The sequence below is a fragment of the Lysobacter sp. ISL-50 genome (assembly GCF_018612875.1).
Taxonomy (GTDB): Bacteria; Pseudomonadota; Gammaproteobacteria; order Xanthomonadales; family Xanthomonadaceae; genus Lysobacter.
This window is the reverse complement of record NZ_JAGGRI010000011.1, coordinates 21,950-43,074: the sequence shown is the minus strand read 5'-3', so window position 1 is coordinate 43,074 and position 21,125 is coordinate 21,950. Positions and strand designations below refer to the sequence as shown.

The following is a 21,125-nucleotide window of genomic DNA, read 5'->3' as shown; positions in this document are numbered from 1 at the left end:
CAGGAACCATCGGGTGAGCCGTTGAGCGATCTCACGATCTCCAGGTCCGACACGGGCATGTTCCTGCTTGGGCTGTCGGCGTGGGTGCGCCGGCAGAGCTGGCTGCGCGCGCTGTACCGGCGTTTCCCGCAGCGCCTGCGCGACAAGGTGTCGTTCATGCTGGCCGCGCGGGCGAGCCGGCGCGCGCGTTTCGAGCGCACGCCGGCATGGTCGCGTCCGCTGCAGGCCCAGGCTGAAATCGCCGCGCCCGCCGTCGCCCGCGACGACACGCCGGGCGTGAACATCTTCGCCTACCTGCGCGGGCAGTTCGGCTTGGCCGAGAGCGCGCGCATGTACGGTCGCGCGCTGATCGAATCGGGTTATCCGGTGGCCCTGCACGACATCGCCATCGATCTGCCGCACGGCCTGGACGACCGCAGCCTGGATGCGCATATCGGCGACGACGCCGCGCACGCGATCAGCATCATCTTCGTCAATCCCGATTATCTGGACGAGGCGCTGCGGCATATCGGCCAGGCCAAGCTCAACGGCCGCTACCTGATCGCCTGCTGGTTCTGGGAACTGGAAGAAATTCCCCAGGACTGGTTGCCGGCATTGGACCTGGTCGACGAAATCCTGGTCGCGACGGCGTTCGTCGAACAGGCGTTCCGGCGCGTGACCGACAAGCCGATTCTGCGGGTGCCGCTGCCGTTGTGTCCGGTGCCCGACAGCGGGCTCGGCCGCGAGGACTTCGGCCTGGCGCCCGAGCGCTTCGTGTTTCTGGTGACGTTCGACTTCAACTCCTGGATACACCGCAAGAACCCGTTCGCGGCGGTCGAAGCGTTCCAGCGCGCGTTCCCGCCCGAGCGCGACGACGTGCAACTGCTGCTCAAGTCCAGCAATGGCTACCGCCATCCGGACAATTTCCTGAGCCTGCTGGCGCTGGGCGCGCGCGATCCGCGTATCGTCGTGCGCGACGAAGTGATCGACCGAGCCCACGTGCATGCGCTGCAGCGTTGCGCCGACGCCTACGTGTCGTTGCATCGCGCCGAGGGATTCGGCCTGGGCCTGGCCGAGAGCATGGCGCTGGGCAAGCCGGTGATCGGCACCGGCTGGTCCGGCAATCTGGAATTCATGAACGCCGACAACAGCTGCCTGGTCGATTACACGCTGGTGCCGGTCGGCGAAGGCGAATATCCGCATCCGCCCGGCGCGAAGTGGGCGCAGGCCGACGTCGACCACGCCGCTATGCACATGCGCCGCCTGGCCGACGATCGCCGATACGCCGCCGAACTGGGCCGGCGCGCGCGCGAGGGCGTGCTGCACACGCTGTCGCCACGCGCCGCCGCCGATGCTATCGCCGCGCGGCTACGCGATCTTTCCGCAGCATCGGCGACGAAGCGCTCCGGCGCCCGCGCGGACGCGCCGTCGGGCCCACCAATCATGGGAAGTCACTAACTATGTTCCGTTTGTTCGGCGCCGCATGGCGCTACCGCGGCTTCATCGCCTCATCGGTGGTGAACGAGTTCAAGTCGCGCTTCTCGCGCAGCACCTTCGGCGCCTTGTGGATCATTCTGCAGCCGCTCGCGCAGGTGATCATCTTCGCCACGATTTTGTCCAATGTGCTGGCAGCGCGGCTGGAAGGGGTCGATAACAAGTACGCCTACGCGATCTACCTGATTTCGGGGATCCTGTGCTGGTCGCTGTTCGCCGAGATCGTGCAGCGCTGCCAGAACGTGTTCATCGAAAACACCTCGCTGCTCAAGAAGATGCATTTCCCGCGCATCGCCCTGCCGGTGATCGCGATCGGTTCCTCGATGGTCAACAACATCGCGCTGCTGTGCGTGGTGATGGTGATCCTGCCGATCCTCGGCGTCTATCCGAACGTGCACTACCTGTGGCTGCCGCTGCTGATCGCCCTGACCGTCGCGCTGGCCACCGGCGTCGGCCTGATCGTCGGCGTGCTCAACGTGTTCATGCGCGACGTCGGCCACGTGATGGCGGTGGTGCTGCAGTTCTGGTTCTGGGTCACGCCGATCATTTATCCGATCAAGGTGGTGCCCGACACCTTCAAGGCGTCGCTGGCGTTCAACCCGGTCGCGCCGCTGGCGATGGCCTACCACGACGTCATCGTCTATCAGCGCGCGCCGCAGCAGAGCCTGGTGCTGGTGGCGGTCATCGCCGCGGTGCTGCTGCTGATCGCGATGGTGCTGTTCCGCCGCGCCTCTTCGGAAATGGTGGACGTGCTATGAGCCTGCCGGTGATGGTGGTCGAAAATGTCGGCAAGGCCTATGTCGAGTACGCCAGCGAACTGCAGCGTTTCGCGCGTTGGTTCGGCGTGCCGGTGAAGCCGCGCGCCGAGCACTGGGTGATCCGCAACGTGTCCTTCAGCGTGCACCAGGGCGAATCGATCGGCGTGATCGGCCAGAACGGCGCCGGCAAGAGCACGCTGCTGAAGATGATCACCGGCACCACCAAGCCCAGCGAAGGGCAGGTGACGGTGCGCGGACGGGTGTCGGCGCTGCTGGAACTCGGGCTGGGTTTCAGCGGCGAGCTCACCGGTCGCCAGAACGTGGTCCACGCCGGCGGCCTGATGGGCCTGCCGCAAGACCAGATCGAAGCTTTGATGCCGCAGATCGAGGCGTTCGCCGAGGTGGGCGAATACTTCGATCAGCCGGTGCGTACCTATTCCAGCGGCATGCAGATGCGCGTCGCGTTCTCGATCGCGACGGCGGTGCGTCCGGACGTGCTGATCGTCGATGAGGCGCTGTCGGTCGGCGACACCTACTTCGTCCACAAGTGTTTCAAGCGCATCCATGAATTCCGCGACGCCGGCACCACCTTGCTGATCGTGTCGCACGATCCGGTCGCGATCCAGGCGCTGTGCGACCGCGCGATCCTGCTCGACGGCGGCAAGGCCGTGCTCGACAGCGATCCCTACGAGGTCTTCGATTACTACAACGCGCTGATCGCCAAGCGCGAAAACAGCTCGGTGCGCACCGAGGTGTCGAAGGACGGCAAGGTCGCCACCGAGTCGGGCACCGGCGAGGCGGAGATCGCCGAACTGCAACTGCTGGATCAGCACGGCGCGCCGGTGGAATTCATCGGTGTCGGCCAGGAGGTGACGCTGCGCGCGCGCGTTCGCGTTCACCATGCGGTGGATCGGCTGGTGTTCGGCTACATGATCCGCGACCGCCTGGGCCAGGCGATCTTCGGCACCAATACCCATCACACCGGGCAAGTGCGCGAGCACCTGGACGCCGGTTCGGATATCGAATATCGGGTGCGCTTCCCGGCCAACCTGGGGGTCGGCACCTATTCGTTCTCGGTCGCGCTGACCAGCGCCGAGACCCACTTGCAGAAGAATTATCAGTGGCGCGATCTCGCGCTGGTGTTCACCGTGGCCAATCTGGACAAGTCGATGTTCGTGGGCACCGCCTGGATTCCGCCCGCCATCGACGTGGTGTCGGCGTTGCCGGCGCCGCGGCCGGAGGCCGTGCGATGAGCCGCGCGCTGGACCCGATGGACGTGGATGGGGTGATGCGGGCCGTCGCCACGCGTCTGCGCGACTCGATTCCGATCGAGTCCGACGGCGCGGTGGATGCCGACGGCGCCGTCGCGCGGATGCGCGAACTCGTCGATCGCCTTTTCGTGGGGCACGACAGCGGTGCGCACAGTTTGCAGCGCTGGCGCTCGAGCAGCTATTCGGTTCCGGTCAAGCGCGAATATACGTTGCATGAGTTGCTCGGGCCCTCCGACGCCAGCTTCGTGGAAATGGCCTACCGCGTCGTGCTGCGTCGCGAGCCCGATCCGGAGGGTTTCAACTACTTCCTGCACGAGTTGCGTTCCGGGCACACCACCAAGGTGGAAGTGCTGGCCGAGCTGCGCTGGTCGCCGGAGGGCATGGCCAAGCAGGTCCACATAGACGGGCTGTTGCTGCCGTACAAGCTGCAGCGGTGGAAGCGCAAGCCGGTGATCGGCCATGTGCTGTCCTGGCTGCATGGCGCGGCGCGCCTGGGCGCTCTTTTCGACCGTCACTACACCATCGAAGCGACTCAGGCGCGTGAGACCCACGAACTGGGCCGGCATCTGAACCTGTTGATGGACGAGCTGACGGAACTGCGCGGACAGAACGCCGGCCTGATGCGCAACGTCGCCCGGATGATGCCGATGTTCGAGCGCATGCATAGCGCGGAACTCGAACGCGAGCGCGTGCGGCCGACGATGGACAAGCTGTATGCGGATTTCGAAGACGAGTTCCGCGGTTCGCGCGAACTGGTGCGCGCGCGCATCGAGCCGTACCTGGAATGGATTCACGAGGTCGGCGCCGGCGTGCCCGGGGCGCCTGTCATCGACATCGGCTGCGGCCGCGGCGAATGGCTGGAACTGCTCGGCGAGCACGACCTGGAGGCCGTCGGCATCGATCTCAACCACGATTTCGTCGCCAGCTGCGCCGACACCGGTTTGAAAGTGATCGAAGGCGATGCGATAGATGTCTTGCGCAGCATGCCGGAGGGTTCGGCCGGCGCGATCACCTCGATGCATCTGGTCGAACACTTGCCGTTCGAGCGGGTGGTGGCGTTGATCGACGAAGCGCTGCGCGCGCTGCGGCCGGGCGGCTTGCTGTTCCTGGAGACGCCGAACCCGGAAAACCTGATGGTCGGCTCGCATTATTTTTATATGGACCCCACCCACCTCAACCCGTTGCCGCCGGCGATGTTGCGTTGGGTGGTGGAGAACCGCGGTTTCGCCGAGGCGCGCATCGAGCGGTTGAGCGCCCATCGCGCGCTCAACGCGCCGGAGCTGCTGTCGCCGGAGATTCCCGGTTCCAAGTCGATCAATGACATGTTGTGGCATATGCATGTCGCACCCGATTACGCCATCGTGGCGAGGCGCCCATGAGCGCCGTCGATACGCTGGCGGCGCCGCGGCGCCTGCTGGTCACCGGCGGCAGCGGATTCGTCGGCCGTTACGTGGAAGCGGCGGTGGGAGCCGGCGATTTCGGCGACTGCGAGCTGCATATGCCACCGCACGGCTGGGATATCCGCGACATCGACGCGGTGCAGCAAGTCGTCGAACAGGTGCGCCCCGACGCGGTGCTGCATTTGGCCGCGCAGAGTTTCGTGCCGCGCTCGTTCGAGCACCCGCGCGAGACCTTCGAGATCAACACGCTGGGCACGCTGAATTTGTTGCAGGCGCTCAAGCGCGTCGACTTCGGCGGACGCTTCCTGTTCGTGAGCTCGGGCGACGTCTACGGCCAAGTGGCCGAAGCGGACATGCCGGTGACCGAACAGCTGATGCCGGCGCCGCGTAATCCCTATGCGGTCAGCAAGTTCGCGGCCGAGCAGCTGTGCCTGCAGTGGCAGCGCAGCGAAGGCCTGGACGCGATCGTGCTGCGGCCGTTCAATCACGTCGGGCCGGGCCAGGGGCGGCAATTCGTGCTGCCCGCGCTGGCCGGCCAGGTGGTGGCCATCGCCCAGGGGCGGCAGGCGCCGGTGATCGAAGCCGGCGATATCGACACCACGCGCGACTTCACCGACGTGCGCGATATCGTCGCCGCTTATGCGGCGGCATTGCGCGACGGCGTCAGCGGCAGTTTGTATCTGATCGCATCGGGCGTGGAGCGCAAAGTGCGCGACCTGCTCGAGGCCATGTGCCGGATCGAAGGCGTCGAGGTCGAGGTCCGCCAGGACCCGGCCAAGCTGCGCCGCGCCGAACAACGAAGGATGGTGGGCTCATCGCGGGCGTTGCATGACGCGACCGGTTGGGCTCCACGCATCCCGATGGACCAGACCTTGCAAGACATTCTCATCGACCAACGGAATAACTCATGAGCAACAAGAACGCATTGATCACCGGCATCACCGGTCAGGATGGCGCCTACCTTTCGCAATTGCTGCTGTCCAAGGGCTATGGCGTGTACGGCGTCTTGGCCCGTCGCAGCACCGACACGCTGTGGCGCCTGCGCGAACTGGGGATCGCCGATCAGGTGACGTTGCTCGACGGCGACCTGACCGACCTGTCGTCGATGATACGCGCGATGCAGACTTCCAAGGCCGACGAGGTCTACAACCTCGGCGCGCAGAGCTTCGTCGGTTCGTCCTGGCAGCAGCCGTTGCTGACCGCGCAGGTCGATGGCGTGGGCGCGCTGAACGTGCTCGAGGCGGTGCGCATCGTCAATCCCCAGGCGCGTTTCTACCAGGCGTCCACCAGCGAAATGTTCGGCCTGATCCAGGCCGAAATGCAGGACGAGAAGACCCCGTTCTATCCGCGCAGCCCCTACGGCGTGGCCAAGCTGATGGCGCATTGGGCCACGGTGAACTATCGCGAAAGCTTCAACCTGCATGCCTCCAGCGGCATCTTGTTCAATCACGAATCGCCGCTGCGCGGCATCGAGTTCGTGACCCGCAAGGTCACCGACGCGGTGGCGCGCATCAAGCTGGGTCAGCAGAAAGAGCTGCGCCTGGGCAACATCGATTCCAAGCGCGACTGGGGCTTCGCCGGCGACTACGTCGAAGCGATGTGGCTGATGACCCAGCAGGACAGCGGCGACGACTACGTGGTCGCCACCGGCCAGACCACGACCGTGCGCGACATGTGCGCGATCGCGTTCGGTCACGTCGGCCTGAACATGGACGATCACCTGATCATCGACGAGAAGTTCTTCCGTCCGGCCGAAGTGGACGTGCTGCTCGGCAATCCGGCCAAGGCCAAGGCCAAGCTGGGCTGGGCGCCCAAGACCTCGTTGCAGGAGCTCATCACGATGATGGTCGACGCCGACCTGCGCCGCTTGCAGGCGCGTTGAGGCAACACGCCGGTCCCGATCGGGACCGGCCTAAAACAAAGGACTGACCGGACTCGGAAATGGCTCAGAAGCGACACAAGTTACTGGCGATCAATTTTTTCCCCGCGTTCGTACCGCCGCGCAGCGGCGGTGAGCAGCGCTATTACATGTTGTACCGCCATCTTAGTGACGTCTTCGACGTGACCTTGCTGTCGGCGACCTACGCCGACGCCAAGGTCGAAACCATCGTGCACTCGCCGTCTTTCCGCGAGATCCGCGTACCCAAGCCGCGCGAGGCCGATCAGATCCACTGGAAGCTCGACTCCGAGCAGATCGGGCCGGAATGCTCCGGCCTGGCGCTGGCATTGGCGGGCGAATTCGACACCGAACTCGGCCGGCAAATGGGGCGGCTGGTCGCGGCGGCCGATTTGATCGTGCACGAATCGCCGTTCACCCTGCCGTACGACCGGGGCGCCGGCAGCGACGGCAAGTTGCGCGTCTACAACGCGTACAACGTCGAGTACCGGCTCGCCGAGCAGATGTTCCATGGCGAGATCGGCCAGCGCGGAGCGGCGTTCATCCGCGACCTGGAAGCCCGGATGATCGCCTGCAGTTCCGCGGTGCTGGCGATTAGCGAGGAGGAGCGAAACGAGTTCGCGGACACCTTCGGGTTTGCGCGTGAGCGGATTTTCCTTGCGCCCAACGGTTTCGAGCCCGAAGCCGGGCCCGATCCCGCGCCGCGGCGCGAGCGTTCGGCGCTGTTCCTGGGCAGTGCGCATCCGCCCAACATCAATGCATTGGAGTACATCGCCAAGGATCTGGCGCCGGCGCTGAGCGATGTCACCTTCTACGTGCTCGGCGCGGTGTGTCAGGCCTATACCCAGCCGGTGCCGCCCAACGTAAAACTGTTGGGATTCGTCGACGCGGCGCAGAAGGACGATTTGCTCTGGCGCTGCGGCGCGGCGATCAATCCGCTGCGTCACGGCGCCGGTACCAATCTCAAGATGCTCGACTACATGGGGCACGCAGCGCCGGTGGTGTCCACCCCGGTCGGCGCGCGCGGATTGGACATCGAGCCGGGCGTGCAAGCCCGGATCAGCGAGCTCGATGATTTCGCGGCGGCCTTGCGCGAAGTGCTCGACGACGCCGAGGCCGCGAGTGCGCTGGGCGCGCGCGGCGCGCAGTTCGCCGACGCGCGCTATACCTGGGCGGGTATAGCCAAGAACACGGTCGCGTCGATCCAGCAGGTTCTGGCTGCGCCGGCCGGCGCGGCCGGCCGCAAGCGCATCCTCGCGGTCTGCGACTACGAAGTGCATCAGGCCGCGGGCGGCGGTCAGGTGCGGATCAAGGAGTTGCTCACTGAAGCCGGACGCGAGTTCGACGTGACGTTGCTGTGCTTCAACAACGGCGATGCCGAGATCCGGCGCGCGATCGCGCCCGGTGTGCTGCAGCGCTCCGTGCCCAAGACCGCCGAGCACCGGCGCGAGGATATTCAGTCGCTGAAGGGGCAAAGCGTGTCGGTGGCCGATCTGGTCGCGGCCAAGCACTGCCTGGACAACCCGGCGATGGTCGCGGCGTTTCGCGAGGAAATCGCGACCGCGGCCGTGGTGAGTTTCGAACAATGCTTTCTGGCGCCGCTGCTCGGGCTGGTCCCGCAGGGCATGCCGATCGTGCATTCATCGCAGAACGTCGAGATCGAGCTCAAGCGCGAGCTGTTGGCGGCGCGCGACGACGGCGGCCAGTGGATCGAGCTGACCGAGCGGTTGGAGCGCGAGATGGCCGAGCGCGCGGATCTGGTCCTGTGCGTCAGCGATAGCGATACCGCGCGTTTCCGTGAGCGTTACGGCCTCTCGCAGGTGCTCACGGTCGAAAACGGCGTGCGTATGCCGCAAGTGCATCGCGCCGGACTGCGGCCGTCCGATCGCGCGCGGAATCTGCCGCCGCTGGCGGTGTTCGTCGGTAGCGCGCATCCGCCGAACGCGCGCGCCGCGCAGTTCATCATCGACGAACTGGCCGCGCGCAATCCGCAGGTGAATTTCGCCTTGGTCGGCTCGGTGTGCGAAGCGATCAATGTCGCGGCGTTGCCGCCCAATGTGGCCTTGCTCGGCTTTTTGAGTCAGTCCGACAAGGAGGCGTTGTTCGCGATCGCCGACATCGCGGTCAATCCGCTGTTCGAGGGCGGCGGCTCCAGCCTCAAGGTGCCGGATTTCCTCGCCGCCGGATTGCCGTTGCTCAGTTCGGCGGTCGGCGCGCGCGGTTTCCCGGGACTGCAAGCCGGTACGCATTACATCGAGACGAATCCGGAAGCGATGAGCGACTGGATTCCCAAGCTGTGCGACGACGTCGAGTTGAGCGCGCGCCTGTCCGCGGAAGCGACCGACTACGTGGCCTCGCACCTGGACTGGCGCATCCTGGGCGGGCGCATGCGCCGGGAGCTGCGTCGTCTGATCGGCCGCGACGGGCCGTGCCGGGTGCTGGTGCTGACTTACCGCTTCGGCGAGCCCGCGCGCGGCGGCGCCGAGACTTTTTTGCTCAACGTCCTGCGCGAGTTGGACAAGAGCGAGGACCTGCAGATCGACGTGGTGGCGCCGGCCGTGGGGGCGATCCACGATCGCCTGCATTTCTCCGCCGACTACGAGCCGCCTTCGGCGCACGATGGCGTTCCGGCGTTGCGCGGACAGGTGCGGTTGTTTCCGACCGATCCGCCGCCGCAAGACCGTTTCGACGACGCGGCCGTTCTGCAAACAGCCTGGATGAAGGAATCGTTGCTGATCGGCGCGGACCTGGCGCAAGAGCTTGGCGTAGGCCTGCTCGGCGGCTGGAATTTCCCGGAGAACAGCGACGGCCGGATCGTGCGCTGGGCCGGGCGGATCGCTCAGGTGAAATTGCCCGCCGGGATCGAGTCGGTCCGGGTCTCGGGTCTCGCGCTGCAGCCTGTGCAAGTATCGATGCGGGTCGGCGGCGCCGAATCGGCCGTGAAGAGTTTGTCCGGCAAATTCTCGTTCCAGCAGGCGCTGCCTGCGACGGGCGAGCTGTTGGAATTGCGCGCCTCGGCGGTGATGGACAGCAGCGAGGACGCGCGTGAACTGGCTTACATCGTCTCCTCGATCGAACTGATCGGGACGGACGGCAGCGTCGAGATCGATTTGCGCCAAGGCATGGAAGAGCGCGCCCGCGCCAACCTGCCCGAACGCTGGGTGGCCAAGCTGATCGAAGTCGTCAAGCGCCGTCCGCGCGACATCGACCGTCGTTTCTGCCGTATCCGCGGCCCGCACAGCCGTGCGATGGAGCGTTGGCTCGACCAGAACGCCGCCAACTACGACGTGATCCTGGCTCAAGGCGTTCCGTTCGCCAGCTCGGTCCTGGGCGTGCGCACGGGCGCGGTCAACGGTCTGGCCACGGTCGTATTGCCGCACTTCCACATGGAAGACCGCTATTACCACTGGCGCGATTTCTACGACGCGTTCGCGCGCGCCGACGCGGTCGTCGCGGCGCCGGCCGCGAGCAAGGCCGCGTTCTTCGACCGGGTTTGCGAGCGGTCGGTGGCGTTGCCCGGCGGCGGCTTGACGACCGAGGATTTCTCGGACGAATCGGTCGCCCGCGGTCGCGAGGCCTTCCGTCGCCTGCACCGCGGCGAGCGCCCGTTCGTACTGGTCCTGGGCCGCAAGACCGGCGCCAAGCATTACCGCATGATCGTGCAGGCCTGCGAAAAGCTGCGCCGGGCCGGGCACGATCTGGACGTGGTGCTGATCGGACCCGACGACGACGGCCTGCCCCTGCAGGGCGCCGGTGTTCACTACTACGGCGCGCAGTCGCGCGATGTGGTGATCGGAGCGCTGGCCGATTCGTTGTGTCTGGCGAATATGAGCGAGAGCGAGAGTTTCGGAATCGTGTTGCTCGAGTCGTGGATGGCGAAACGCCCGGTGATCGCGCGCAGCTCGACCGTGGCGTTCACCGAGTTGGTGCGCGACGGCGAGAACGGTTATCTGGCCGACAACTTCGACGACGTGGCCGCCGCGATCGAGCGTTACCTCGGCGACCGGGCGCTGGCCGATCGGCACGGCACAGCGGGAATCGACACGGCACAGGGATACAGTTGGGCGGCTTTGGCGGACCATCTGCGACAGATCATTTTGGGGGTGGCAAGTGAGCGAAATCGAAGCGTTGCACGGAAGGGTGATTCATCAGCTCCGGAACAAGGAGGTACACGACCCTGATTTCCAGGCGCTGGCCTGGATCAACAGTCATCTGCGGACGATCCGCACGGTGCTGGACATCGGGGCCAACGGTGGGCAGACCATCGCTTCGGTCAGGGCGGTCCTCGGCGAGACCGTGGAAATCCACTCCTTCGAGGCCAATCCGAAGCTGTGGCCGGGGCTGGAGCGGGTCGCGCAGGAATCCGGCGGGGCGGTGCATGTGCATCGTTCGGCGCTGGGTACGCAGGCCGGCGAACTGATCCTGCATGTACCGTCCTCGGGCGGCCAGGTGTTTCTTGAGGAATCCACTTTCGACCCGAGCCAGTTCGACAAGCCGTGGGTGCGCGAAAAGTATCTCGCGCGCGGCGGCCAGGCGCCGGAACTGTTGCAGATGCGTGTGCCGGTCGAGCGCGGCGACGATTGCGCGCTGCGCCCCGACCTGATCAAGGTGGATGTCGAAGGTTTCGAGGCGTCGGCGATCCGCGGCCTGTTGCGGACGATTGTCGAGTTCCAGCCGGTGCTGTTGGTGGAGAACAGCGATTGGCACAACGTGACCGAGTTGCTGAGCGAACTCGGCTATCGGCCGTTCCGCTGGGACGACGGCGCGATGAATCCGTTTCATGGCGCGACAACCAATACGTTCTATTTGCCCGCGGGGAAATTACCGGTGACCGCAACGGATAACGAAACCCCGGATCAGCCAGCTCAGCCCGAGGCCGCCAGCGGAGGTTATTCCGAGGCCGCGGACGTCGCCGAGCATTTGGCCGATGTCGAGCGCATGCGGCAATTGCTGGGATCGCTGGGCGTAACGCTTCCCGCCGATGGACTGGCGCTGGACGTGGGCGGCGGTGCCGGCGGCCACAGTGCGTTGTTGGCCAACGATGTGAGACGCATCTACTGCACCGACTACTTCGATCAGAACGCGCGCTTCGGCGGTGAGCTGGTGAAGCTGGTGAAAGAGAAGGTCCTGCGCCACGGCCACGATTTCCCGGTCGAACGCTTCGAGTTCCACGCCGTCGACGCGATGAGCACGATCTATCGCGACGATCTGTTCGACGTGGTCTTGTCTTTCAACGCCTTCGAGCACATTCCCGATCCGGCCGCGGCCCTGCGCGAGATCGTGCGCGTGCTCAAGCCCGGTGGGATGGCCTATCTCACTTTCGACCCGATCTGGACGTGCGATTTCGGCAGCCACTTCCAACATCGCGTTCCCCGGCCCTGGCAGCACCTGATCAGCGACGACGGGCAGTTCGTGGAAATGATGAAGCAGGCGGGCGGCTCGGACGAAGAAGGGCAGGAGTACGTGCATGCCATGAATCGGCGCCGTCTTTCCTTCTACCGCGAATTGTTCGCGTCGATCCGCGGCGAGGTGGAGTATCTGCACGAAGGCGAATGGAGCGGTTGCGTCGTGCCCGGCAGCGAATCGCACGAGAATTTCCAGCACTGTTTGTCGCTGGGGTTCAGCCGCGAAGAATTGCTGCTGCGGGGCATGGTGAAGGTGTTCAGGAAGAAAGCGGTCTAGGCGCAGGCAACCGGAAGAGTCCGGCGCGCGCTTGCGTCGGCATTTGCCGACTACCGCACACACAGGGGCCGCCCACCGGGCGGCCTGCTTCGCTCCATTCGATTCGCCATTCGCAACGGAAGGCAGATTCTGCCGGGCTCGTCTGTTCCGGCAGTCGAGGCCGGCGGGATCGTCGTTGGCTTCGGTGGCACCGCGCAACCGGGCAAAGCCGGTCGCTCGCGTTATCAGTGCGCCGCCGCCGGATGGCGGGTGAGCTCAATCCACTCCACGCCTATGCCGAGCAGGCGGGTATCAGGACCGAGCCGCAGCGAAGACGGGGTGACCGCGCCGGTGATATCGAAATCCAACGCGAGCACGTTCCCCAAGCGGCGCGCGTCAGCGCAGGAAAACTCGAACTGCAATTGCTTGGGGCCGGCGCTGTCCACGGTGAAATCGTAGGCGCCCACTTTGCGCCCGGCGACCTGCACCGCCGCGACGACGCGCGGGTTCTGTGGGATCGCGAATCCGCGCGCGCTGATCGTGGCATGCAGTACATCCGAGCCACAATCCGCGACATTAATCTCGATCCTGGGGCGCGCCGAGTTGGACCACGTGCCCCAAGCTTCCGGAGCGCTCCAGCCAGCGCTCAGCGTCGCGCTGCCTTTCGCTTCAGCGCCGAAGACGATTCGTCCGACGCCAAATTTCAGCCGTAGACGCTCGGCGTCGGTTTCACTCAAACGTATGTATATGCCCTTGACCGCGTCCTGCCGCGGACGTTCGGCCAATTTGTCCGCGACCAGGGCCGCTACCCGATCGTCGTCGAAATTGCAGTGGTGCCGCGATGCTATTTTCATCGCCTTGGCGCCGAGCAATTCTGCAGGGATATACAGTTTTCGGCAGCCCGGGCCGGCGATAGCGGCGAGCGGAATATCGATTTCGCTATGGCCGGAGTTGCGCTCGATGAAGATTTCCGGCGGCGGATCGTACAGGTCGGGGAATCTCGACTGCAGCATCTGCGAGACGATGCTCGGCTCGGTATAGCGATCGTACTGAGGCGGCCAATACCAGCTCAGATTCCAGGCGACCAGGGGCGCGGCGACAGCGGTCATCACGAGCGCTAGCAGCCAGCGGATCGGCCTTCGGGTCGATTCAGCGATGAGCCAAACCAGCGGTGCGTAGAAGATCGGCACGTACCACAGCGCATAACGCGACAGATCGATCGAACCGGAATTGAGGTTGACGGTAGATGCCTGGGCGAACAGGTTGGTGATCAGGTATATCGCCGCGATCGCCGTGTAGACGAACTTCAAGCTCGGTCGATAGCGCAGTGCAAGCGCCAGGCCTGCGACGAGGATGAAGGTTCCGAACCACCAGTTAGGGAACAGCCCGATGTCCGGGTCGATCAATACCGCCAGCAACTGATTGGCATTGCCGCCGACCACGGCGCCACCCGCCTTCAGTTGCGGGGTGACGACGCCGTGGCGATAGAGATAGTAGAGCGGATGCAGCGCCGTCGCGGCCAAGGCGAGCGCGGCCGCGACCCATTCGCAAACGCCGGTCGAACGATTGAAAAGGCGATTGCCGAGCAGACCGAAAGCGATCAGGGCCCAAGCGGTAGCGGCGAGGCTGATGTTCTGCGTAGAGGCAACGGCGATGGGCAGCGCCGCGTACAAGAGCTTGCCGCGGCTCACCAGGATGAAGGTCTGCAGTACCAGTGCGACGGTAAAGAACTCCGTGTGCACCTTCGCCGCGAACCACAGTACGGGCGAAGCCGCGAACAGCAATGCCGTTGCCGCGGCGCCGCGCACGCCATGCAGTCGCCCGGCCAGTGTCAGCGTGGCGCCGAACAAAAGGGCGTGCAACGTAAGGAAGGCGGTATGCGGCGCCAGGTTCAGTCCGACCAGTTTCAGCGCGGCCGCTATGCCCGCAGCAAGCGCGGGATAGAACCAGAAATGGTTGAAATCGGCGGTGTGCGCGTCCGCCAGTACCGGGAAGGCAGCGCGCAGTCTGGCGGTATCGACCATGGACGCGATGGATCCGTCGCCCGCGAGCGCGGCGTAGTCGCGCCACGCTCCTTCGATCATGAACGGCCGTCCGTGTTCCAAAATGGCCAGGTAAAGCGCGTAGTACTCGGCGCCGTCGCCGAACCTCCAAGCCGGCTGGGCCACGAGCACGGCCAGCACGATCGCGGCGCCGACGGCGCCGACGAGGGGCCATGCGAAGCCGGCCCATCGATTCCGGGCCGCAGTCGCATTGTCCATAGGGGGCGAGCTCATCCTTGAGGCGTCGCGCCCGGTTCACCCAGGAGCTTGCGTGCGAGTTGCCTGCCCTCGCGGACGGCGTAGTTCGTGCCCCGATCCTCGGGGTACACCTGCGCCATCGTGGTGACGAATACGTTGGGCAGCGGGGTCGCATTGCCGGGCACGAGCGCGGAGTAGTTCTTTTCCGCGATCGGCTGCGCGTAATCCGCGCGCCAGACGTAGTGCTGATCTATCCATTCGCGCTTGAAGTCGGGGAACATGCGCTGGATATGGGGGATGGAGAACTCCAGCATTTCGTCCGCGCTCATCGTGTACATCGGATCCGAAGGCGGCAGATACTTCGACAGATACACGATGTGGTGGCCGCCGTAGGACGACGGCGGCTCGAAGTTGGTGTGCTCGATCACTCCCACGAACGGAAAACCCGGGTCGTTGACGTTCAGCCAGTAGGTTTCCGACAGGCTTCGATTCAGCGCAAGCACAAGGCAGACGTTCGAGAGATAGCGGATTCTGCGCAGGGATTCGACATACGCCGCCGGAGCGATCGCCTCGATCAGGTCCGCCGTAACTGGCAGCGCAGTGGTAAGTACGACGTTGTCGGCCTCGATCATGCCCTCGGCGGTTTCGACGCCGGCAGCGCGTCCATCGGCGCCCGCGACGACACGCAGGGCCGGGGTGCGCAATCGCACTTCGCCCCCGAGCTTTTTGATTTCCTGTTCGAGACGTTCGGCGAGCGCCGCGAAGCCGCCCTTGTAGTACGCCAGCACTTCATCGCCGGAACTGCTGCGGCTGCCGCCTCGCAGGACCAGCTTCTTCCAGAACCATACCGCCGACACGTCTTCGGCTACGGCGCCGAACTTGCCGGTCAGCAGCGGGTCCCAGACCACGTCGTAGGCGCGCTGGCCGCACAGGTCGATCAGCCATTCCTTGGCGCTCAGGTGCTCCAACTTGGACCAATCTTTCACCGAGCGGGCGCGCAGCACCGCCACGCCCAGGCGGATGCGGTCGAGGAAGGGCAGGGCCTTGAAGCGCAGCAGGTCGAGCGGCGTGCTCAAGCGGAAGAACTGGTCGGCGTAGTACATGCCGGTTCGAGTAGGGCGCAGGAGAACGTTTCCGTTCTCTCCAAGCTCCTCGATCAGTTCGAGGATGTGCTTGTCGTTGTTGAACCAGTGGTGATAGAACTTCTCCAGAACGTGTCCGCCGATATCGAAGCCGCCGGCGAGGCCGCCCACGGCGTCGTCGCGTTCCAGAACCACGACGCGCTTTCCGTTCCGGGCCAACTCGTATGCCGCGGCAAGTCCGGCGAATCCGCCGCCAACGATGGCTGTATCAAACTGCATATCGGTACCTGAGGTAGTTGTGCTTTTATCGCTGGCGGAACGTAATCGCCCGATTCAGAGAGAACTGGACGACCAGAACCACGCCCAACGTGGCGATCTTGGCGAGCAGCGGGTTGAGCCCGATGCGATCGATCAGCAGCCAAAGCGCGATGGACGAAATTACATAGCCGACGCCTGCCGCGGCGAAAAACAAGGCGAGGCGCCGCAGCGTGTTGTCGTAGGTTTGGAAGGTGAAATGGCGGTTCAGCGCGAAACTCAGCAGCGTGCCGGCCAGATAACCGCATGCGTTGGCGGCCTGGTAGTGGATGCCGAAGGACAGCAGCGTCGTGTAGGTGGCGAAGTCCAGCAAGACGCCGGAGCCTCCGCAGATCGCGTACAGCACCAGTTTGCGCATGCCGTCGTGCGCCAGCAGCTTGTCGAGGCGGCGGTCAGTCACGTTCGCCGGCCTCTACATTGATCGTCGAGCCCACCACGGCCTGCGGCGTTCCGTTCACGTGCAACAGGACGCGGCCGACATACTCGCCGATGATGCCCAACGCCAGTAGTTGGATGCCGCCGAGGATCAGCACCGAGACGATCAGCGAGGACCAGCCCACGGGCATGGCGTTCAAGGTGAAACGTTGCACGATCAGGGCGACCGCGGCGAGAAAGCCGAAGCCGGAGAAAAAGATGCCGAGCAACGAGGCGATGCGCAGGGGCTCGATGGAGAAACTCGTGGCCATTTTCAGCCACAGCGAGATCGATTTGGTCAGGCTGTAGCCGGATTGGCCGTCGAGCCGTTCGTGATGGTCGAGCTCGATCATCGCCACATGATTTGTGCTGGCCAGGATCAGGCCGTCGAGGTACACATGCGGGCCGACGAAGCGGACCATCTGATCGCGAACGCCGCGGACGACGCCCTTGAACGGCGACAGGTAGAGGTCTTTGGGCTTTCGCAGCAGGCGGTCGGCGATCATGCTGTTGAAGCGGCTGCCGAGTCGTTTCCACAGCGCGTGGCGCTTGGACTTGAATCTGGCATAGCACACGTCGTTTCCGGCCTTGAGCGAGGCGACGATTTTGGGAATGTCGGCCGGATCGTGCTGAAGATCGTCGTCCATCATGATGATGTACCGACCACGGGCGTAGCGCAGGCCGGTCAGCAGGGCGTTGTGCTGTCCGGCGTTCTTGCGCAGGTTGACGCCCTGCAGCCAGGGGCGATCGCGCGACAGTTCCTCCAGGCACGCCCAGGTGTCGTCAGGGCTGCAGTCGTTGACCAGAATCACCTGATAGCGCTGTTCGCCGCCAGCGTCCGGATACATGCCGTCCAACGCTTCTTGCAGTCGCTGCGCCAGCAGCGGAAGGATCTTGGCGCTGCGGTAAGCGGGAATGACTACGCTCGTTTCGATCATGGTCGCCGGCCTCCGTAATATTTTCTCAGCACTCTTTCCGGGTAGCGGTCGAGCAGGTCGATTCCGAGCTTTTGCGCGAACTGCATCGTCAGGGCGGCGTCAGGAACATTGCCGCCGCCGCGTTCCACCAGATCGTAGTTGCCCTTCCTGGCCAGAAGCCGCTCCATCGTCTCCACCAGTTCCATCATCGTCAGCGCGCCGGGCGCGGCGATATCCGTCACGCGTCCAGTGAAGCCACTGTCGATCATGGCCGTTGCGATGCTGGCGATGTCGTCGACGTCGATCAACGACCGGATCGCCTTCGTCCACAAGGTGAAGCGTTCTCCGCTCGCGATGCGCGAAGCGAGGAAGTTCGTGAGCGTGTGCGGATTGGGCGTATAGCCCACCACCTGGGGCAGGCGCAGCACCAGCGCGTCGCCATAGGCGAGCACCAGCGCTTCCATTTCTGTCTTGTGCACCACGTATGGCGTGGTTTTCCGATCGGCGTCGGTCAGGCTGCAGGTGCTGAAATAAACGAACTTGCCCTGCGCGGCGCGCAGCGTTTCGAGCAGAAGCTGGCGTTCGCGCGCGAACGACTGCTCCGATGTTTCCGAAGAGTTCGAGACCCCGGAGGCGAAAATGGTCGTCGCCCGATCGTTTTCGGAGCGCGCCTGGAATGCCTTAGCGATTAAACCATTGCCCACTATCATTCTGGATCCATCGCCGATGAGTTCGCTGGCTATTCGTTCGTCGGCTTCTGAGCCGAGCAGGCGTTCCGCTTACAGGAAAATACTGCCGCGATAGCGCGTAATGCCGGTTTCCGCCGATGGCGCGCGGACGCATCCGCGGCCACCGGCGGCAGTGCTTTCAACCCAGCGCCGCTTCCAGTTCCGGCAACAGCTTGAACAAATCCCCCACCAGGCCGATATCGGCGATCTCGAAGATCGGCGCTTCGCCGTCCTTGTTGATGGCGACGATGGTGCCGGCGTCCTTGATGCCGGTCAGGTGCTGGATCGCGCCGCTGATGCCGACGGCGACGTACAGCTCCGGGGCGATGATCTTGCCGGTCTGGCCGACCTGCAGTTCGTTCGGCACGTAGCCGGCATCGACCGCGGCGCGCGAGGCGCCGACGGCGGCGCCGAGCTTGTCCGCGAAGTCGTAGATGATCTTGAAGTTGTCCGCCGAACCCACGCCGCGGCCGCCGGAGACGACGCGCTTGGCGCTCTGCAGGTCGGGGCGATCCGACTTGCCCGCGGCCAGGCCGACGAAACGGGTGTGGGTCGGAAGCGCGGCTTCGACTGACGCGGCTTCGATCGCGGCGCTGCCGCCCTTCGCCGCTTCCGGCCACGAGGCCGTGCGCACGGTGGCGACGACGGTGTGATCGCCCGGCGCTTCGACGGTGATGATCGCGTTGCCGGCGTAGATCGGACGCTTGAAGGTGTGGCTGCCTTCCACCGCCATGACGTCGGACACCTGGGCCACGTGCAACAGCGCGGCGACGCAGGGCATCAGGTCCTTGCCGAAGGTGGTCGAGGGGCCGAACACGTGGCTGTAGCCCTTGGCCAGCGCGGCGATCTGCGGCGCCAGCACCTGCGCGATGGCGTGGGCGTTGGCGGCGTTGGCGACGGTCAGCACGCGGGCGACGCCGGCGATCTGCGCGGCCTGCGCGGCGATGCCGGCCGGATCGGCGGCGAGCACGACGATGTCGATGGAGTCGGGCTTCAGAGCCTGCGCGGCCGACACGCACTTGGCGGTGGACGCGTTGAGCTTGCCGTCGAGATGTTCGGCAACAATTAAAACCTTGCTCATCACAGCAACCCCTTCTGCTTAAGTGCGGCGACCAGTTCGGCCGCGTCCTTCACCATCACGCCCTTGCTGCGCTTGGGCGGCGGGGCGAAATGGGTGGTCTTGAGCGTGTCGCCGGTGTCCACGCCGAGCTCGGCGAACTGGATGGTCTCCAGCGGCTTGCTCTTGGCCTTCATGATGTCGGGCAGCTTGATGAAACGCGGCTCGTTGAGGCGCAGGTCGGTGGTGATCACCGCCGGCAGGTCCACTTCCAGCGTTTCCAGGCCGGCGTCGACTTCGCGCGTCACCGTGGCCTTGCCGTCGGCGACTTCGAGCTTGGAAGCGAAGGTCGCCTGCGGGCGGCCCCACAGGGTGGCGAGCATCTGGCCGGTCTGGCTGGCGTCGTCGTCGATGGCCTGCTTGCCGAGGATGACGATGTCGGGCTGTTCTTTTTCGATCAGCTTGAGCAGCGCGCGCGCGGCGGTCAGCGGCTGGATCGGCTGGTCGCTGACCACGTGCACGGCGCGGTTGGCGCCCATGGCCAGGCCGTTGCGCAGATGCGGCTGGGCATCGGCGGGGGCGATCGTGGCGACCACGACCTCGGTGGCGATGCCCTTGTCGCGCAGGCGCAGGGCCTCTTCCAGGGCGATATCGTCGAACGGATTGGCCGACAGCTTGACGCCGTCGGTGACCACGCCGGAGCCATCCGGCTTGACCTGAATGCGGACGTTGTAGTCCACCACGCGCTTGTAGCCGACGAGGATCTTCATCGTGCGGGATTTCCTTGTGGGGGGTGTCCGGCCGGGAGCGGCCAAGAGCCGCCAATTCTAACGGAGACGGCCCGGCCGGGGCAGCGCGCCATGGGTTTTGGCCGCGTGGGCGTTTTAAACGCCGGCCTTGCCCGGGCCCGCGCGGCGGGCCTCAGCGGCCGGCGGAGGGCTCGACGGTGAGGATCTGCGCGCCGGTCCAGACCGCGCCGGGTTCCAGCCGCACCGGGCTGAGCACGTTCCCGGCTTCCACGCAGACGAAATGGCGGTGCTCGCCGGCGCCCAGATCGGCCAGCCCGGCGGCGAGTTCGGCGCCGGGATTCCACACCACGGTGTCGGCGAAGCCTTCCGCTTCCAGGCGCAGCAGTTGCTCGCCGTCGGTGACCCGCAGCGGCTGCCGGGTGTCGGCGTAGATGCGGTCGATTTCGCCCTCGAAGCGCACCGGCGCGTCGCTGGCCGCGAATGCCGCGCCGCCTTGGGTGGAATCGATGTAACCGCGGTCTTCCAGGCCGTGGACCAGGGTGCCGGCGATGTCGGCCACGCGCAGATAGGTGTGCAGGGCGGCGCTGAATTCGAACGCCTCCTGGCCGGTGTTGCGCACGCTCAGGGCGATGCGCAGCCGGTTCGCGGCCGGTTCGATGTCCAGTTCAGCTTCGAACGGATACGGCCAGTGGCGGCGGGTTTGCGCGCTGTCGCGCAGCGCGAACGCCAGCCGCGGCGGCACGCTGCCGGCGGTGTCCAGCGCGTCCCAGGCCAGGGTGCGGGCGAAGCCGTGGCGCGGGCCGTCGCCGCGTTCGCCGAATTGCGGAAAGATCACCGGCACGCCGCCGCGGATCGCCTTGCCGGCGCCGAAACTGGCGTTCGGGCTCAGGTACAGCCGCTCGCGGCCGCGGCAGCGCCACGACAGCAGATGGGCGCCGAAGGCGCTGGCTTCGACGCGGGACGCGTCGGGGCCGTCCAGATGCAGGGAGGCGGGCAGTGAGTGGGGCATGAAAGTCCATCCGTGGAAGGAACGCCGAGGGCGAAGCATGGCGCGGCGCGACGGCCCGGGCTGGCACGGCGATCATAGTACCGACAGCGCCGCGGACGTGGTTTAGGTGCCGTGAAGCCTGCCAGGCAGGGGGTTCGGCTATTCTTGGCGCCCC

Annotated in this window: 16 protein-coding genes; 8 read left to right on the top strand and 8 right to left on the bottom strand. The window is 65.3% G+C overall.

The features are described from left to right. Nucleotides 1-57: 57 nt before the first annotated feature. Genes J7J50_RS07550 through J7J50_RS07515 form a run of 8 tightly spaced genes read left to right on the top strand, consistent with a single transcriptional unit; the run spans nt 58 to nt 12,481 of the window. Nucleotides 58-1,437 (top strand): glycosyltransferase, encoded by a 1,380-nt coding sequence (locus tag J7J50_RS07550; protein WP_251044482.1) that lies wholly within the window; start codon nt 58-60, stop codon nt 1,435-1,437. 2 nt (nt 1,438-1,439) lie between these two features. Further along, nucleotides 1,440-2,231 carry an ABC transporter permease gene (locus J7J50_RS07545; protein ID WP_215055976.1) on the top strand — a complete coding sequence of 264 codons (792 nt, stop codon included), beginning with the start codon at nt 1,440-1,442 and terminating at the stop codon, nt 2,229-2,231. Further along, a complete protein-coding gene (locus J7J50_RS07540; RefSeq protein WP_215055977.1) occupies nt 2,228-3,484 on the top strand; it encodes an ABC transporter ATP-binding protein in 1,257 nt (418 codons plus the stop codon). Before J7J50_RS07545 ends, J7J50_RS07540 begins: the two co-directional genes overlap by 4 nt. Further along, on the top strand, nt 3,481-4,881 hold the full coding sequence (locus J7J50_RS07535) for a methyltransferase domain-containing protein (protein ID WP_215055978.1): 1,401 nt from the start codon (nt 3,481-3,483) through the stop codon (nt 4,879-4,881). The genes J7J50_RS07540 and J7J50_RS07535 overlap by 4 nt, the downstream gene beginning before the upstream one ends. Beyond that, the gene (locus J7J50_RS07530; protein WP_215055979.1) at nt 4,878-5,813 is read left to right on the top strand and encodes a GDP-mannose 4,6-dehydratase; all 936 of its coding nucleotides are present in this window, start codon (nt 4,878-4,880) and stop codon (nt 5,811-5,813) included. The genes J7J50_RS07535 and J7J50_RS07530 overlap by 4 nt, the downstream gene beginning before the upstream one ends. Next, nucleotides 5,810-6,784, top strand: a complete 975-nt coding sequence (locus J7J50_RS07525; protein WP_215055980.1) for a GDP-mannose 4,6-dehydratase — start codon at nt 5,810-5,812, stop codon at nt 6,782-6,784. The genes J7J50_RS07530 and J7J50_RS07525 overlap by 4 nt, the downstream gene beginning before the upstream one ends. A 59-nt stretch (nt 6,785-6,843) precedes the next feature. Next, the gene (locus J7J50_RS07520) at nt 6,844-10,980 is read left to right on the top strand and encodes a glycosyltransferase (RefSeq protein WP_215055981.1); all 4,137 of its coding nucleotides are present in this window, start codon (nt 6,844-6,846) and stop codon (nt 10,978-10,980) included. Then, complete coding sequence (locus J7J50_RS07515) at nt 10,940-12,481, top strand: class I SAM-dependent methyltransferase (protein WP_215055982.1); 1,542 nt, start codon at nt 10,940-10,942, stop codon at nt 12,479-12,481. Before J7J50_RS07520 ends, J7J50_RS07515 begins: the two co-directional genes overlap by 41 nt. A 224-nt stretch (nt 12,482-12,705) precedes the next feature. On the opposite strand, the gene J7J50_RS07510 is transcribed toward J7J50_RS07515, so the two are convergent. The 8 genes from J7J50_RS07510 to J7J50_RS07475 all read right to left on the bottom strand — a co-directional run bounded on the left by J7J50_RS07510 (nt 12,706) and on the right by J7J50_RS07475 (nt 20,971). Continuing rightward, the gene (locus tag J7J50_RS07510; protein ID WP_215055983.1) at nt 12,706-14,721 is read right to left on the bottom strand and encodes a hypothetical protein; all 2,016 of its coding nucleotides are present in this window, start codon (nt 14,719-14,721) and stop codon (nt 12,706-12,708) included. Nucleotides 14,722-14,732: 11 nt separating this feature from the next. After that, nucleotides 14,733-16,061, bottom strand: coding sequence for an NAD(P)/FAD-dependent oxidoreductase (locus J7J50_RS07505; protein ID WP_215055984.1), 1,329 nt, complete (start codon nt 16,059-16,061; stop codon nt 14,733-14,735). Between the two features lie 25 nt (nt 16,062-16,086). Then, nucleotides 16,087-16,497 carry a GtrA family protein gene (locus J7J50_RS07500; protein ID WP_343222452.1) on the bottom strand — a complete coding sequence of 137 codons (411 nt, stop codon included), beginning with the start codon at nt 16,495-16,497 and terminating at the stop codon, nt 16,087-16,089. Beyond that, nucleotides 16,490-17,449 (bottom strand): glycosyltransferase family 2 protein, encoded by a 960-nt coding sequence (locus J7J50_RS07495; RefSeq protein WP_215055985.1) that lies wholly within the window; start codon nt 17,447-17,449, stop codon nt 16,490-16,492. The genes J7J50_RS07500 and J7J50_RS07495 overlap by 8 nt, the downstream gene beginning before the upstream one ends. Beyond that, a complete protein-coding gene (locus J7J50_RS07490) occupies nt 17,446-18,138 on the bottom strand; it encodes an NAD-dependent epimerase/dehydratase family protein (protein ID WP_215055986.1) in 693 nt (230 codons plus the stop codon). The genes J7J50_RS07495 and J7J50_RS07490 overlap by 4 nt, the downstream gene beginning before the upstream one ends. A gap of 157 nt (nt 18,139-18,295) precedes the next feature. Next, nucleotides 18,296-19,237: an electron transfer flavoprotein subunit alpha/FixB family protein gene (locus J7J50_RS07485; protein ID WP_215055987.1), complete on the bottom strand. Its 942-nt coding sequence runs from the start codon at nt 19,235-19,237 to the stop codon at nt 18,296-18,298. Continuing rightward, nucleotides 19,237-19,983 (bottom strand): electron transfer flavoprotein subunit beta/FixA family protein, encoded by a 747-nt coding sequence (locus tag J7J50_RS07480; RefSeq protein ID WP_215055988.1) that lies wholly within the window; start codon nt 19,981-19,983, stop codon nt 19,237-19,239. Before J7J50_RS07480 ends, J7J50_RS07485 begins: the two co-directional genes overlap by 1 nt. 151 nt (nt 19,984-20,134) lie before the next feature. After that, nucleotides 20,135-20,971, bottom strand: a complete 837-nt coding sequence (locus J7J50_RS07475; RefSeq protein ID WP_215055989.1) for a D-hexose-6-phosphate mutarotase — start codon at nt 20,969-20,971, stop codon at nt 20,135-20,137. Nucleotides 20,972-21,125 lie beyond the last annotated feature (154 nt).